This window comes from Parabacteroides caecihominis (genome assembly GCF_023656785.1).
GTDB lineage: Bacteria > Bacteroidota > Bacteroidia > Bacteroidales > Tannerellaceae > Parabacteroides > Parabacteroides segnis.
The window spans coordinates 217,836-234,144 of record NZ_JAMOKS010000004.1 but is presented as its reverse complement, the minus strand read 5'-3'; the positions used below and the strand labels follow the sequence as shown (position 1 = coordinate 234,144).

Genomic DNA, 16,309 nt, shown 5'->3' with positions numbered 1-16,309 from the left:
TTGTTCGGAGACATTGTTTTATCAATTATAATTCTAATATCATCATTATGCGCATTTTATCTTATTTTTTGTTCGTATTCGCTTTTGTTGCGTGTGCGGAAACACCAAGGGAAGAGCCATTGTCTTTATGGTATGATCGCCCGGCGGAGAACTGGAATGAAGCCTTGCCCATAGGGAACGGTCATGCAGGTGCTATGGTGTTCGGAGGTGTAGACTCGGAACAGTTACAGTTGAATGAAAATACTTTATACAGTGGAGAGCCTTCGGTCATTTTCAAAGATATAAAGGTCACCCCGGAGATGTTCGACAAAGTGGTGGGGTTGATGAAAAAAGAAAAATATAAAGAAGCAACCGACCTAGTATGTGAAAACTGGCTGGGACGTTTGCATCAGTATTACCAACCTTTTGCCGATCTTCATATTAAGAACAATAAATCCGGTGAAGTCAGCGAATACAAGCGCGACCTGAATATATCGGATGCCATAGCCGGTACGCGTTATGTGCAGAACGGCATAGAATATGAACGTGAGGTCTTTGCGTCGAATCCGGAGAATGTAATTGTTGTCCGCCTGAAAAGTAATAAGCCGGACGGGATTGATATTTCCCTCAATTTCACATCGGAGCATCCGACTGCTGTACAAAAAAGCAAGAACGACCGTCTGGCCGTGCAAGGCAAGGCTCCCGGATATGTGGAACGTCGCACGTTCGAACAGATGGAAAGCTGGGGCGACCAACATAAACATCCGGAGCTGTACGATGAGAAAGGCAATCGGAAGTTTGATAAACGTGTATTATACGGTGAAGAGATAGACAACAAAGGCATGTTGTTTGAGGCACAGATCAAGCCTGTTTTACCTTCAGGCGGTACTTGCGAAATCACAGATTCAGGTATACATGTTAGCGGAACGGATGAAGTTTATTTCGTCATGAGTCTGGCTACCAGCTATAACGGTTACGATAAAAGTCCGAGCCTGGAAGGTATAGATCCGGCTCTGAAAGCTGCCGGTATATTGGATAAGGCTGTTGCCTATGATTACAAAGAGTTGAAAAAGAGACATCTGGATGATTACCGGAATTTGTTCGACCGGGTAAAACTGAAGCTGGTATCAGACCAGGAACAACTGGCTTTACCTACCGACGAACGTATTATCCGTTTTGATGAAAAAGCTGACCCGGCTCTGTCTGCCTTACTGTTCCAGTACGGTCGTTATCTGATGATTAGCGGTTCGCGTCCCGGCGGCCAGCCGTTGAACTTACAGGGAATCTGGAATAAGGAAGTCGTTCCGCCATGGAACTGCGGATATACTATGAATATCAATCTGGAAATGAATTATTGGATGGCAGAGACTGCTAATCTGTCGGAATGTCAGGAACCCTTATTTACTCTGATTAAGGAATTGTCGGAAACAGGAGCAGAGACTGCCCGCGACATGTACGGTCGTCGGGGTTGGGTGGCTCATCATAACACTTCCCTCTGGCGCGAATCCCTGCCGAACGACAATGTCCCTTCCGCCTCTTTCTGGCCGATGGTACAGGGATGGTTATGCAGCCATTTGTGGGAGCATTACCTGTATTCCGGTGATAAGGAATTTTTGAAAAATACAGCTTACCCGTTGACGAAAGGTGCTGCCGAATTCTTTGCCGACTGGTTGATCGACGATGGAAAAGGCCGTCTGGTTACTCCCGTCGGTGTCTCTCCGGAGAACTGGTTTATTACTCCCGGCGGCGAAAGAACCGCTTTGAGTATGGGCCCGACGATGGATATGGCGATTATTCGTGAAACATTCGAGCGGACCATCCAAATGTCTGAAATGTTTAACCTGGATACCGATTTCCGCAAAGAACTGGAAGATAAACTGGCTAAACTGCTTCCTTATCAGATAGGTAGCCGTGGCCAGTTGCAGGAATGGATGTACGACTTTAAAGAGCAGGACCCGCAACACCGCCATTTATCTCATCTGTACGGTTTCTATCCGGGCGACCAAATCACACCGGATAAAACGCCTGAGTTGTTTAAGGCTGTAGAACAGACATTGAACTTGCGTGGCGACGCAGCTACCGGTTGGTCGATGGGCTGGAAGATTAACTGTTGGGCCCGTCTGCTGGATGGCAATCATGCCTATGAAATTATCAGGAACTTATTCAATCCGGTTCAGTTCGGGCCGAAGAAAAGAAACGGCGGAGGTTTATACAGTAATTTGCTGGATGCTTGTCCGCCTTTCCAGATCGACGGTAACTTCGGCTATGCCGCCGGTGTCGCCGAAATGCTGATGCAGAGCCATGCCGGATTTATTCAATTATTGCCGGCCTTGCCCGACGTATGGAGCGAAGGAAACGTGTCCGGCCTGAAAGCACGTGGCAATTTCGAAATAGCGATGCAATGGAAACAAGGCAGTCTCTCAGAGGCAACTATTCTTTCCGTCAAAGGAAACGAATGTCGGTTGCGAACGGCTGTCCCGGTAACAATCAAACAAGGAAGCAAGGAGATAGCATCATCTTCTCCTGTCACCTCCAACGGAAAGGAATACTACGAAGCGGTATTTGCGACTACAGCGGGAACAAGCTACCGGGTAAATCCGGTTACACCCTGATGTAATTATGATGACATGGTAACTATTTATATTTACCTGCTCATAAAACTTGTTGCCGACGTCCTCGACAAAATAAACGACGTCCTCGACAGCTTTGCCGACGCCCTCAACAATATTGCCGAGGGCGTCGGCAACAAAATACATTGGCGACTAAGTAAGAAAACATCCTGCCTTGTAGGAACTTACCCCGGGGTAGTAATAAATATAAAGCACATAACATAAAACATATCACTTATGAATAAGAAATTAACCTTATTAAGTACGGCCATGCTTTCAGCAACCAGCCTGTTTGCCGCCGACAAGAATCCCAACATCATCCTGATACTGGCGGATGACATGCGTGGAACAGCAATGGATTTCCTGGGTGTCGAGGACATACACACTCCCAATCTGGATAAACTGGCTGCCGAAAGTACCGTCTTTACGAACGCTCATATCATGGGCGGAACCTCCGGCGCCGTCAGTATGCCGAGCCGTGCCATGCTGATGACCGGTAAATATCTCTACACCCTGGAAAAGCAGGGGGCAACCGTTCCGGAAGACCATAAACTGATTGGTGAAACGTTGCAGCAGTCCGGTTATAATTCCTTCCATACCGGCAAATGGCATAACGGCTACCAAGCGATGAACCGTTGCTTCAATGATGGCAAAGGCATCTACTTCGGTGGCATGTGGGACCACTGGAACGTACCGCTCTACGACTACAATGCCAACTGCGACTATAGCAATAAACGCCCTGTCGTAAAAGATTGGGCAAAAAGCAATGTCATTACTTACGAGAAAGGCGAATATATGCTCTCCGGCAAACACTCGGTAGATATCTTTACCGAAGATGCCGTCGAATATATCGAAAAACAAAAGGAAGCCGGCAAACCCTTCTTCCTCTCCGTTGCCTATATGTCGCCGCACGACCCGCGTACTATGCCGGACGAATACATGCGCCAGTACGACTTCGACAAAATCCAGTTGCCGCCGAACTATATGGATAAGCATCCGTTCGACAACGGTGAACTGGTGATCCGTGACGAGGTACTCGCCGCCATTCCCCGTGTGCCAGACGAAATCAAGAAGCATATCATGGAATACTACGCCATGGTTACCCATGTGGACCGCCGTGTGGGCGATATCGTGAAAGCCTTGAAAGAAACGGGCGAATATGAAAATACAATCATCGTCTTTGCCGGCGATAACGGACTGGCTGTCGGACAACACGGTCTGATGGGCAAGCAGAATGTGTATGAACATAGTGTCCGTGTTCCTCTGATGATTAAACAGGCAGGCAAAGACGTCAAAGGACAGAGGAGCGATAAGCTGTGTTACCTGATCGACGTTTTCCCGACTTTGTGCGAGATGGTCGGTGCGAACATCCCTTCTTCGGTAGACGGTGTGAGCCTTGTCCCCGCCATCAAGGAAGACAAGCCGGTGCGCGATTATCTCTATTACAGCTACATGGATAACCAACGTGCCGTATCCGATGGCGAATGGAAGCTGTGCGAATATAATGTAAAAGGCGTACGTACCACCCAACTGTTCAATCTGAAGGCCGACCCTTGGGAGATGAATAACCTGGCAGGAGAAAAGAAACATGCCAAACTGATTAAGAAACTGCGCAACCAAATGACTTTGGAGCAGGAGAAAACGAGAGACAATTCGTCTTTCTGGAACGGATTTGTATTCTAAAATTACTATCTTTGCGGCTGTTTGAATAAAATAAAGAATTTAGAAATGGAAACAGTAGTAAGTGGCATCAGGCCAACAGGTAATTTGCATCTGGGGAATTACTTCGGAGCAGTAAAGAGTTTTCTGCAAATGCAGAATGAGTATAATTGCTTTTTCTTTATTGCAGACTGGCACTCCCTGACTACGCATCCGCGTCCGGAAAATATCCGTAACAGCGCGAAGACAATCCTGGCTGAATATCTGGCCTGCGGCATCGATCCCGAAAAGGCGACTATCTATATACAGAGCGACGTGCGTGAAGTGGCAGAGTTGTATCTCTACCTCAATATGAATGCCGGTATCGGCGAATTGATGCGTACCACATCTTTTAAAGATAAGGCGCGTCAGATGCTTCATATCGACCGTGTAAATACGGCGGAAGGCGACGTGGAAAAAGAAATCTTCAACGAAGGAAACCGTCATAGTGTAAGTGCAGGCTTGCTGACTTACCCGACTTTGATGGCCGGTGATATCATCATCCACAAAGCCGTGAAAGTGCCGGTAGGAAAAGACCAGGAACAGAATATGGAGATGGCCCGCCGTTTTGCCCGCCGCTTCAATTCAACGTTTGAAGTCGATTTCTTCCCCGAACCAGCATCATTCCACTTGACAGAGAAGGCTGTAAAAGTGCCCGGCTTGGACGGTTCCGGTAAGATGGGTAAGAGCGAAGGCAATGCCATCTATCTGATCGATGATGAAAAAGCAATCAAGAAAAAGGTCATGAAGGCAGTCACCGATGCCGGTCCTACAGAACCGAACAGTGTGAAGCCCGAACCGATTGCCAACTTGTTTGCCATGATGGATATCGTTTCAACGAAAGATACATACGATTTCTTCAACGAAAAGTACAACAACTGCGAAATCCGTTACGGCGATTTGAAGAAGCAGCTGGCAGAAGATATCAACAACTTCTGTGCACCGATCCGCGAAAAGATTATCGACATCCGTTCCAACGAGGAATACATGGAGAAAGTAGCCCGCATGGGAGCCGAAAAAGCCCGCGAAAGTGCCTCTAAAACATTAGCGGAAGTGCGTGAAATTATCGGGTTCCGGCCGTATTGACATTTATTGTATAGAATAAGTCTAAGAGGTTGTTCCGGAAGGGATGACCTCTTTCTTTTTATTAAATATGTGATAAAGAAACTGAAATATTGCTTGACTATCAGGAAAACTCCTTTTCTTTGCACGGAATAGTTACAGATAGCAAACGTATGGCAATCATTTCCAGCGGAGAGTTTGAACAGTATTTCAGGGATTTGTATAAACCTCTGTGCTTGTTTGCGCTTCGTTTCACTGAACGGTTAGATGATGCGGAGGATATTGTACAGCAAGCCTTTGCCGATGTATGGGATAAGAACATCAATAATGTGTTGATTGAGAATCTTAAATCCTATATGTATCAGGCGGTACGCAACCGCTCCCTGTCGCTGGTGACTCAGCCGGTCGAATTGCAGACTACCGACCAGTACCCGGATATGGAAGACGTGTCGGAAGAAGAGCAGATGTATAATGCCGAACGCGATGCCCGATTGTGGAATGCCATCGATGGTTTACCTCCCGAACGCAAAAAAATCTTTTTACTTTCCAAACGCGACGGCCTGAAGTACCAGGAGATCGCGGAAGAACTGAATATCTCAATCAAGACGGTTGAGAATCAGATGGGTAAGGCTTTGAAAGCGTTGCGGGAAACAGCTGTGCGTATCTATAACTTTCTCTTGGGGCTGGCGTGACCTGAGAAAAAAGTTTTATCCGGAGTAGGGGTTTTTTCCATTAACTCTGTCTTAGAGACAAAAGGTATTACAAGTTTTTGTTTCACTAAGAATGAGAGAAATGATGATGAAGAAGATTACATCTTGCGTGATGTTGATGATGATGTTGATGTGTGTGACGGAGGTTAGTGCACAATGGTCTGTAACTCCTGAGGCCGGAATGAATGTGACGAAGTACAAGGATTCGCCTGCCGCACAAGTCGGTTTTAAAGCCGGTGCGGCTGTGAGTTATACTTTTGGTTCAGGATTGTTTTCACTTCAATCCGGCCTGTATTATGTACAACGGGGGACGGGAAAAAGTTTTTATGGAGCAGCCTATGGTAAGGTTATGGGCGAAGATGGGAAAGAGGTAGATCATTATCTGAACTTTGCACCGGGATATTTGAATAGTTTTCATTATGGATACTTAAATGGGTATGGTCAGGATGGAGGAATGAGCTTTCCGCTGGATATGAAGGTTGAAGGTATCCGTTTGAGCGAAAGTAGTATTCGGAGGGATTATCTGCAATTGCCTGTTTTAGCCCGTTTTAACTGGAAGGTTGGTGAGGATATAAGGTTGCATGTAGCTGCCGGTCCTTATTTTGCTTATGGAATTGGAGGAAAGTGGAAGTATTCGTCAACGGAGATGTCTGAGAAGGGGTTTTCATCGATCTACGAGTCTTCAAATCCGTTTAAAAATTCCACTTATAGGCGTTTTGATTGGGGATTATCTGCTAACGCAGGTATAGAGGTGAAACGCTTTTCATTCAATGTCGGTTACGATTTGGGATTGGGTAAAAAGTATAAATACGATGATATGGGCTTACAATATCATACCGTAAGTTTTACAGTAGGATATAGGTTTTAAAGAATTAAATAAATATGAACAACGAGCAGGAACATAAACTGGAACAACGCATTCGTTTCGTAGCGAAACACTACGAGGAAGGACGTCTGGATACTGATAAGGCCTGGCAAAAGTTTGCCGGCAAGCATCAGGTGCGCCGTACGGTCTCTTTCCGTCGCTACTGGATGGCGGCTGCGTCGGTGTTGTTGCTGCTCATAGGTTTTGGTACCTATTTTATAACCGAACGTAATTCGCCCGAATGGGTTGCTGTTACGACCGAACCGGGACAAATCATGGAAGTTTACCTGCCCGACAGCACATTGATTTCGATGGCTGGTAATTCTTCCATCCGATATGATAAAAAAGCTTACGGAAAGGAACGGCGTGTAGTGGAGATGAAAGGAAAAGCCTTTTTCCAAGTGACGCGGAATGAAGCACGCCCCTTCTCTGTATATACTGAACGGACGGAAGTCACCGTGCTCGGCACTAGTTTTCAGATAGATGAACAGCCGGACGGGACGGATGTGGATGTGATGACCGGTAAAGTCAGCTTTGGCGCTACCGGATGCGAAACGGACAAAGTGATATTAACCGCCGGAATGTCGGCCTCCTATTCTATGGAAAGTAAAGGAATCATGATACTTGAAGAAGAAGACCTTAATACCCTGTCGTGGAAAACCCGGCAGTTGCGCTTCAATGACACCCCGCTGGAGAAGGTGGTCAGCGATCTGAGTGAATATTATCAGGTGAATATAATCAATAAAGCAGAAACCCCGAATCTGAAACTGACGGCCACTTTCAATGATCTTCCGCTGGAAGATGTTTTATTGGTTATCAACCAGACACTCGATACCCGTCTGGCTCCTGACACCAATAAATAAGTAATCTATGGAACGTATATGGATATTGCTGACAGGGCTTCTTATGCTTTTTTTCCAGGTAAAAGCCAGGGAAGAAGCCTTTGTTGTCGATCTTCCGGTGGAACCGACGCCTACGGTTACGATGGACAAACGACAGGTCTCTTTGTTGGAAATCTTACAGGAACTGGAAAAGCAAACCGGAATCTTTTTCTCCTACGAATCGTCTTTGCTGGATGAGTTTCCGAAAATCTCATTCAAGGCACAGGACGAATCGCTTTCCTACTGTCTGAGAAGATTATTTTCCACCTTGCCTCTTACTTACCGACAGACAGGACAGATCGTGATACTGAAACGGAAGCCGCGGCTGTATACGATCAGTGGCTTTGTCCGCGATTCGGTGTCGTATGAAAGTCTGATCAATGCCAATGTATTTGAACGCAAATCCAGAACCGGTACGACTTCCAATAATTATGGTTTTTATAGTATCACGCTTCCACCCGGAAAAGTCACTTTGCGGGCCTCTTATGTCGGGTATGAAGCGAAAGAGGTGACATTTGAATTGTCTTGCGATACATTGATAGATATACCATTGCTTTCGTCGAGGGCATTGGGCGAAGTGGTCGTGGAGGGACTGAATCCCCGATCGGAGGTATTAAGCACACGAACCGGGGTTGTGGAGGTTCCTGCCCAGCGCATCAAGTCGATGCCGGCCCTGCTGGGGGAGACGGATGTGGTGAAAACCCTGCAACGACTGCCCGGTGTTGCAGTGGGGACCGAAGGGATGACCGGACTCTATGTCCGGGGAGGGGATGCGGATGGGAACCTCTTTTTGCTGGATGGCAATCCGGTTTATCACACCAACCATCTGCTCGGTTTCTTCTCCGCCTTTAACCCGGATGCCGTCAAAAATGCAACATTTTATAAAGGAAGCTTTCCTGCCGAATATGGGGGAAGGCTTTCGTCCGTAGTAGACGTAAGGACCAATGATGGCGACCGGTATGAATATCATGGTAATCTTTCGATTGGTCTGCTGGCTTTGCGGGGCAACCTGGAAGGTCCTATCGTAAAAGGGAAATCATCTTTCAATGTGTCTGTCAGGCGTACTTGGATGGAGCTGATTACCTGGCCTTTGCTGAAAGCTCTCAACAGCGGGGAAGAGAAGAAGATCAGGGGTGGTTATCATTTCTTCGATATGAATGCGAAAGTAAACCACTCCTTTAGTGACCGGACACGCGGTTATATGAGTTTTTATATGGGAAGCGACAGCTATTTGAACGGAGAGGAGAAAGACGAAGAAGATCGTGTAGGTAAAGATTTCCGTTGGCGCTGGGGGAACCTGATCGGTTCGGCCGGGATCAGCCATGTGTTCAGTAATAAATTGTTTGCTACGTTTACGGCAGGCTATACGCGTTATCGTTCGCATATCCAGCAGGATAAGGAAGGGTATACTTTATCGCCCAATCGGAAGGACCGGCAGTTATTCAGTCAGGAAAACCATTACCGTTCGGCGATGGAAGATGTCAGCCTGCGTGCGTCTTTCGATTATCGTCTGCATGAGAAACATCGTCTGAAGTTCGGGGGAGACTATCTTTTCCATAATTTCCGTCCGGAGCAGAATACGATGAAGAGTTTATATAAAGATTCTGTCAAATCGCAGAAGACCAATACGGTCTATGCAAACTCGCTGATCCGCGGTCACGAAGTGTCTCTGTTTGCGGAAGAAGAGATGCATGTGATAGAGCGCCTGACTGCTAATGTCGGTTTGCGTGCAACGACCTTTCATGTGCAGGGGGAGACTTATTTCTCTTTGCAACCCCGTTTATCCGCCCGTTATTTGCTGGCGCGTAATTTATCGGCAAAACTGTCGTATTCGAAAATGAACCAGTATATCCATTTACTTTCCAATTCTTATATCAGCCAGCCTACGGATATTTGGGTACCCGTTACCCGTAATATCAGGCCGATGAATGCCCACCAGTTTACAGCTGGTCTTTATTATACATTACACAGGCAGTATAATTTTTCCGTGGAAGGATATTTCAAGCGGATGAATAATTTGATAGAATATAAAGACCGCATTCCGGTCGGTACGGATTATTCTAACTGGGAAGAGCGGGTTGGTATGGGATATGGTCGTGCGTATGGCATGGAGTTGATGGCACAGAAAAAGTCCGGACGCCTTTCCGGCTGGATCGGTTATACGCTGTCCTGGTCTGACCGCCGTTTTCCGGACGGTAGTGTGAACAAAGGGCGTCGTTTCCCATCCAAATACGATAACCGCCACAAGATTGATTTGGTAGCGACTTATAAAATTTCCCGTAAAGTAGAGTTGACTGCCGCCTGGATGTTTGCCTCTGGTAATCATATTACTATCATGGATCAGATCTATCATGGAGGAACCGGGCAGACTGATCATGGCTATATGCAGGGAGAAGACGTAATTCTAAAGGATGGTGAAGGGGTCGCTTATGCTGCCAGTTCGCGTAATAACTATCAGCTATCACCTTATCATCGTCTTGACCTGGGGATGAATTTCTACCGTTATAAAAAGAAAGGACGTCTGGGAGTCTGGAATCTGAGCCTTTGCAATGCGTATCTCCATCCGAATCCGTTTTCTGTGAGAACTCATTATTATATAGACGGTGAGACAGGAAAGAAAAATATATATCTGGAACAATCCATCCTGTTTCTGTTCCTGCCATCTGTGTCTTATACTTATAAATTCTGATCGTTATGAAAAAGATATTATTGTTCCCGTTGTCTCTGTTGCTATTATTCATATGCCTCTCGTGTACACGCGATGTGATATTAAAACTTGACCCTGCACCTCCGGTGTTGGTTCTGAATGCATCCATAACTCCGGAACGGGAAGTGGCGGCTTTTTTGTCAAAAAGCTGGTTTTTGCTGGATAGTGTTCCGGAGTATGATTTACCGGATGAAGGAGTGAAGGTTGACGTTTACGTGAATGAGACTTTCCGGGGAACTATGCAGCGATCCGACGATCCGGCCGATAACATGGCATATAAAGGGCAGTTCAGACTACCGGGTTGTCATGTACAGGCTGGTGATAAAGTGCGGCTTGAAGCTCAGGCTCCGGGATTTGATCCGGTAAAGGGTGAAACCATTATTCCTTCAAAAACAGATATATTATCACTCGATACAGCCAGTGTGATTACCTCTGATTATAGTTCGGCGCGTACGCGGATATATCTGACGTTGAAAGACGATCCTTCTGTCCGGAATTATTACCGGTTGGTGGTGGAACGTCTGGTCGAGTATCGTAAAGGGGATAAGGTGTTGTGGGTGAGTTCATTTAACGATAATGGTTGGGAAAGTCCTGTAATTTCCGGTGACAGTTTAGTGGTCGCAATTGAATCTTCTAATTTCAGGCTGTTTTATGATGATCCTGCATTTCAGCAAGGTATTCCGTCTCCCGCTCTGGAGGAGTATGACGGGACTTATTGCCGGGGTGTTTTATCCGATGAGATGTTTGAAGGGAAAGAGTACACGTTGACCAGTTCCTTTTTCACGGAAAGTTCTTTTAAGAATGATTCGATAGAAGCTATTGTACATTATGATATCCATCTGATGTCTATTTCGGAAGCTTATTATAACTATCTGAAAAAGATTCGCGGTTTCTCTATCTCCTTGGGGGATGCTTATCTGGATGGTTTGCTGGAACCGACTGCCATTTATTCGAATGTAACTGACGGTTTCGGAGTAGTAACAGGCTATCAGATTTCCACACGTCGCCTAACAATGCCTTTCGGTGATCGGACGCACGTGTGGTACTAGGTTGTATCCATCTGATTGAGATTTTTTAGATCTTCGAACTATGTAATTTTTTATAGATCTCGATACGGGCTTCTCTCTCTGCCTGTGTCAGGCTGGCCGGCAATTCAATAGTTGTTCGCGGACCTACTGAAACGAGTATCACTTCGCCAACGCTTTTTTTATACTCTTTCAGTGAATTTTCAATTAATTGATTGGCCTGATTCCTGTCCGACCGCATGTTGATTTCCCTTTTCATACTTTTGTATATTTAATATTAAGTGATATCGTCTTCCGGATTTTTATTCTCCGGTTCGTTCTCCAAAGAGATATTGATCGCATTCATACCCTTCAATCCACGTTCCAGGTCGAATGTTACAATATCACCTTCTTCAACCTTTGAAAGTAAATTGTTTACGTGGAAAAAGTATCTTTCACCTCTTACCAGTTCTTTGATAAAACCGAATCCTTTGGATGTATTGAAGAAATCGACTTTACCTTTTAATATAACCGGTTCCTCTTTTTCCTTTTTAGGTACTGAGATCATTATTTCTTCCTGATTGATCTCTTCTTTTTTGAGATCCTCAGCCGGTGGGGTTGATGAAATAACGCCATTCTCATCGACATAAGCAATCATATCCTCGAAACTGCTTGCCTTGCCGGATAACTTCTTTTCTTCTTTTTTCTTTTGCTTTTCTGCTCGTTTAGCGAGTCTTTTCTTTTCATTTTCACGTTTGTCAACTGTCATTGATCTTGCCATATAACTTTTTTTATAAGATAAATACTAAGTGGAGTGAGGAGTATAATTAAAGGAGAGACCTGCTTAAAATAAATAAGGAGAACTGTGCAATAATGATTTATATCTCTAACTCTTCTACAAAGATACGAAAAAAAGGGGAATATTCCTAGGTTTAATTTTTTTTGTCTTGCCCGATAGGGGTATTTCCTGAAAATCTGTCTTAAAAACAGATATCAACAAATAACAAGATGAAGAAAGTATACCCTGCAAAACAATTTGCCCGTGTTACCTTGGTAATAATGATGATGATTTTTAGTTTGTCCGGCCTTCAGGCACAGACAAATAGAGTGGATGAAACACGGAAGGTTACGTTGAACATGCAAAAGGTCTCTGTCCGGGAAATCCTGGACGAAATTCAGAAGCAAACCGGAGTAACCTTTTCCTACGAATCATCTTTGTTGAGTGGACTTCAGAAAACTACGTTTCGTGCGGATGATGAAGCACTGACGGATTGCCTGACGCGTTTGTTCGCGAATCTTCCGGTAGTGTACAAGATGACAGGAAACGTAGTGGTTCTGAAGCGTAAACCCAAGCAGGTAACGGTCAGTGGTTTTGTGCGTGATAAAAGATCCGCCGAATCTCTGATCGGGGCCTCGGTTTATGAAGCCCATAGTCGTGTGGGAACAGCTTCCAATAATTTCGGTTTTTTCAGCCTGACACTGCCACCAGGGAATATTACAATTCGTTCTTCTTATATTGGTTATACCAGTCATCAGCATATTCTTAACGGACTAGAGCGCGATACAGTGCTTACTATCGAACTGGAGCCTTCGGCTTCGTTACAGGAAGTTGTCATAACTGGACAAAGTAATGACAAGCAATCTGTGCTAAGTACCCAGATGGGAGCGTTGGAAATTAATCAGCAAACGATCCGCTCTACTCCCGTAATGTTTGGGGAGGCTGATATTATCAAGACTTTGCAGTTGACGCCAGGCGTGTCGGCCGGTACGGAAGGAACGGCAGGAATGTATGTCCGTGGCGGTAATGTGGATGAAAACTTATTCCTGATCGATGGTAACCCGGTTTATCAGATCAATCATATCGGTGGTATCTTCTCGGCATTTAATCCGGAAGCAATCAGCGGTATGGATTTTTTCAAATCCGGTTTCCCCTCGCGTTATGGGGGACGACTTTCGTCTGTAGTGGATGTGCATACAAAAGAAGGTAATATGAAGGAATATCACGGGAGTGCTTCAATTGGCTTGATTTCCGGTAATCTTAATTTCGAAGGGCCTATCATAAAAGACCGTACTTCTTTTAATATAGGTTTGCGACGTACCTGGCTGGATGTACTTTCAGCTCCGGCTGTCGCTATCGCCAATAAGATAACGAAGAAGGATGGAACACGTCTGCGGGCCCGTTACGCTTTTCATGATCTTAACCTGAAGGTGAATCATATATTTAACGACCGTAGCCGCATGTATCTGAGTCTTTACAACGGTAATGATGTGTTGAAAGGAGGAAGTACAGATTTCCCGGATCAAGATAGTGACAATAATTATAATTATGATTCCGATCTCTCTTTACGCTGGGGTAATATCATGGCTACTGCCGGTTGGACTTATGTGTTTAATAACCGTTTGTTTGGCAAAGTGTCAGGTGTTTTTACCCGCTATCATTCCAGATTGAGGAATACAGAACACGATGTGGTAGGAAACGAAGGAGATGAGGATTATTCTGATTCGTTCAGGGAGAATGAAACAAATACGGGTATTACGGATTTTGGGTTGCGCACTTCATTTGATTATCTGCCGGCATCTGCTCATCATATCCGTTTTGGAGGTGATTATCTGGTACACCGTTTTCATCCGGAATACAATCGTTCGGTAGCTTATGAAAAGAATGAAGAAACATCGGTCGAGATAGGACAGGAATTTGCAAACGATTTGTTGTGGGGGCATGAAGCCGGAGTCTATACGGAGGATGACTGGACATTGTCGTCTGCCGTAAGGTTGAATGCCGGTCTGCGTTTCAGTCTTTTCAATGTACAGGGAAAGACTTATACCGGACTGGAACCGCGGGTATCTCTTCGTTGGTTGCTGGATGATAATCTGAGTTTTAAAGCTTCTTATTCCCGAATGAATCAATATGTACATCTGATTAGTAATAGTTTTATCAGTTTACCGACCGATGCCTGGATGCCGGTTACACGAAGATTGAAACCATTGATAAGTGACCAGGTCTCTGCCGGTTTCTACTACAATCTTAATAAAGAATATAATTTCTCTGTTGAAGGATATTATAAAACATTGGATAATCTGTTGGAATATCGTGACGGACATACCTTTACACCTTCCTTTGTCAATTGGGAAGACAAACTGACTGCTGGTGAGGGACGTTCTTATGGAGCAGAATTTATGGTACGTAAGGAAACCGGTCGTACGACGGGTTGGGTGGGTTATGGCCTGTCCTGGTCCGACCGACAGTTTGACGAACTGAATCAGGGAGCACGTTATCCGGCTCGTTTTGACAACCGGCATAAATTGAATATAGTGGTGATGCATAAGATATCTCCTAAAGTTGAACTATCTGCAGCCTGGTCGTATGCTTCCGGAAATCACGTGACATTATCTTTGGAAAACTATTATGAAAATGGAACAGGTTCTCCAACGAATAATGATAACCATTATGTGGTTAATTCTGGTGAGTCAATAGATTATTACGAAGGACGAAATAATTATCAGTTGCCAGCCTATCATCGACTCGATTTAGGAATCAAGATATATCGTCCTAAAAAGAAAGGGCGGATGGGTATCTGGACAGTTAGCATATATAATGTCTATTCCCGCATGAATCCTTTTATGATTTATAAAAGTGATAAGACGATTCCTGATCCAGGCAGCCCTTACGGTAAGAATGTACCGGTCTTTAAAACTATTGGAATAATGCCTATTATTCCTTCTATTTCTTATACCTATAAATTTTAATGATTATGCATATGAAACATATATTTCTTTTAGCTCTTCTTTTATTAGTTACTTCCTGTATGAAAGAGATTGATCTGGAGCATTTGCGTCCGGATCCTAAACTTGTATTGAACTGTGCCATTATACAGGACAAACCGATAATTGCTTCCTTGTCACGTACTTGGTTTTACACGGAGGGCGGAGTTAACCATCTTATGGAAGGCGCGGATGTCAAGTTATACGTAAATGACCGTTTTGTAGAACAGTTATCATTTAATCTAAATGCGTATAATTATAATACATTTGGAGGCTATGTGGCTACTTATGTTCCGGTTGTCGGAGATAAAATACGTATTGAAGCGGAAATGGAGGGGTATAAATCGGTTATGGCAGAAGATGTAATACCGGGTCCTCCTACATTACTTAATTTTGCTGTGGAAAATTATTTTAATCAGAATCCTTATTATAGCTATTTTCAGGAACGTTTGAAAGTTACATTTCGGGATGATCCATCTGCTGGAAACTGCTATCTTATTCGTTTTACCAGAGGCTATCCGGAGTATGATTATGTGGGGGACGACTGGGAGAAAACGCAGGTTTACAGGGGATCTTATAAATGGAATTTGCAGTCTGTTAATTTTGCTTCTGAACCGATATTTGAAAATAAAATTACTATTCTGGATAAGGTAATGGGAAATGACTGGTTGTCTGGCGGACAAGGACGGCCTTTTTCGGATGAGTTGTTTAACGGGAAGGAATATACTATGAAGTTGGAAGGTGGTTATTCTTATTCACCTGAAAGTGCTGAGCCTATTATGCCGGATTCAATGAGGGTTTATTTATACTCTATATCTGAATCTTATTATAAATATATGTTAGCTTTGGCTTCCTTACAAGACGGATCATTGAATAACGACCTTGCGGATATTGGTCTTGCCGAACCGGTTCGTGTATTCAATAATATCGAAGGAGGAGTAGGCATATTGGGAACAGCTTGCGTGGATAGTCTTACTGTTGCTATTCCCAATAAAGTTTTGTCGGATAACGATTAGATATCTCTTCCCTAAT

13 protein-coding genes are annotated in these 16,309 nt (G+C 44.5%); 11 read left to right on the top strand and 2 right to left on the bottom strand.

Translation table 11 applies throughout. The features are described 5' to 3' along the window. The first annotated feature begins 47 nt into the window (after positions 1 to 47). The 9 genes from NBH14_RS04730 to NBH14_RS04690 all read left to right on the top strand — a co-directional run bounded on the left by NBH14_RS04730 (position 48) and on the right by NBH14_RS04690 (position 11,560). Positions 48 to 2,591, top strand: coding sequence for a glycoside hydrolase family 95 protein (locus tag NBH14_RS04730; RefSeq protein WP_186960318.1), 2,544 nt, complete (start codon positions 48 to 50; stop codon positions 2,589 to 2,591). Positions 2,592 to 2,606: 15 nt separating this feature from the next. After that, a complete protein-coding gene (locus NBH14_RS04725; protein ID WP_250817191.1) occupies positions 2,607 to 2,813 on the top strand; it encodes a hypothetical protein in 207 nt (68 codons plus the stop codon). A gap of 12 nt (positions 2,814 to 2,825) precedes the next feature. After that, complete coding sequence (locus NBH14_RS04720; protein ID WP_186960317.1) at positions 2,826 to 4,271, top strand: sulfatase family protein; 1,446 nt, start codon at positions 2,826 to 2,828, stop codon at positions 4,269 to 4,271. A 45-nt stretch (positions 4,272 to 4,316) separates the two neighbouring features. Beyond that, the gene (trpS, locus tag NBH14_RS04715) at positions 4,317 to 5,372 is read left to right on the top strand and encodes a tryptophan--tRNA ligase (protein WP_186960316.1); all 1,056 of its coding nucleotides are present in this window, start codon (positions 4,317 to 4,319) and stop codon (positions 5,370 to 5,372) included. A 149-nt stretch (positions 5,373 to 5,521) separates the two neighbouring features. Beyond that, a complete protein-coding gene (locus NBH14_RS04710; RefSeq protein ID WP_044245988.1) occupies positions 5,522 to 6,040 on the top strand; it encodes an RNA polymerase sigma-70 factor in 519 nt (172 codons plus the stop codon). A 100-nt stretch (positions 6,041 to 6,140) separates the two neighbouring features. Further along, positions 6,141 to 6,926, top strand: coding sequence for a porin family protein (locus NBH14_RS04705; protein WP_250817189.1), 786 nt, complete (start codon positions 6,141 to 6,143; stop codon positions 6,924 to 6,926). 14 nt (positions 6,927 to 6,940) lie between these two features. Continuing rightward, complete coding sequence (locus tag NBH14_RS04700; RefSeq protein ID WP_186960315.1) at positions 6,941 to 7,786, top strand: FecR family protein; 846 nt, start codon at positions 6,941 to 6,943, stop codon at positions 7,784 to 7,786. Positions 7,787 to 7,793: 7 nt separating this feature from the next. Then, positions 7,794 to 10,493, top strand: a complete 2,700-nt coding sequence (locus NBH14_RS04695; protein WP_186960314.1) for a TonB-dependent receptor domain-containing protein — start codon at positions 7,794 to 7,796, stop codon at positions 10,491 to 10,493. A gap of 5 nt (positions 10,494 to 10,498) precedes the next feature. Continuing rightward, entirely contained in the window at positions 10,499 to 11,560 is a 1,062-nt protein-coding gene (locus tag NBH14_RS04690; protein WP_186960313.1) for a DUF4249 domain-containing protein, read from the top strand. Positions 11,561 to 11,585: 25 nt separating this feature from the next. Here NBH14_RS04690 and NBH14_RS04685 read toward each other — a convergent pair whose 3' ends face one another. Both NBH14_RS04685 and NBH14_RS04680 read right to left on the bottom strand, forming a co-directional pair. Next, positions 11,586 to 11,795 (bottom strand): hypothetical protein, encoded by a 210-nt coding sequence (locus tag NBH14_RS04685; protein ID WP_122356952.1) that lies wholly within the window; start codon positions 11,793 to 11,795, stop codon positions 11,586 to 11,588. An 18-nt stretch (positions 11,796 to 11,813) separates the two neighbouring features. Further along, positions 11,814 to 12,296: a cold-shock protein gene (locus NBH14_RS04680; RefSeq protein ID WP_186960312.1), complete on the bottom strand. Its 483-nt coding sequence runs from the start codon at positions 12,294 to 12,296 to the stop codon at positions 11,814 to 11,816. Positions 12,297 to 12,523: 227 nt separating this feature from the next. On the opposite strand from NBH14_RS04680, the gene NBH14_RS04675 reads away from it, so the two are divergent. Together NBH14_RS04675 and NBH14_RS04670 are read left to right on the top strand one after the other, a co-directional pair. Continuing rightward, positions 12,524 to 15,262 carry a TonB-dependent receptor domain-containing protein gene (locus NBH14_RS04675; protein WP_186960311.1) on the top strand — a complete coding sequence of 913 codons (2,739 nt, stop codon included), beginning with the start codon at positions 12,524 to 12,526 and terminating at the stop codon, positions 15,260 to 15,262. Between the two features lie 11 nt (positions 15,263 to 15,273). Then, positions 15,274 to 16,293 (top strand): DUF4249 domain-containing protein, encoded by a 1,020-nt coding sequence (locus tag NBH14_RS04670; protein ID WP_250817187.1) that lies wholly within the window; start codon positions 15,274 to 15,276, stop codon positions 16,291 to 16,293. The last annotated feature ends 16 nt before the right edge of the window (positions 16,294 to 16,309 follow it).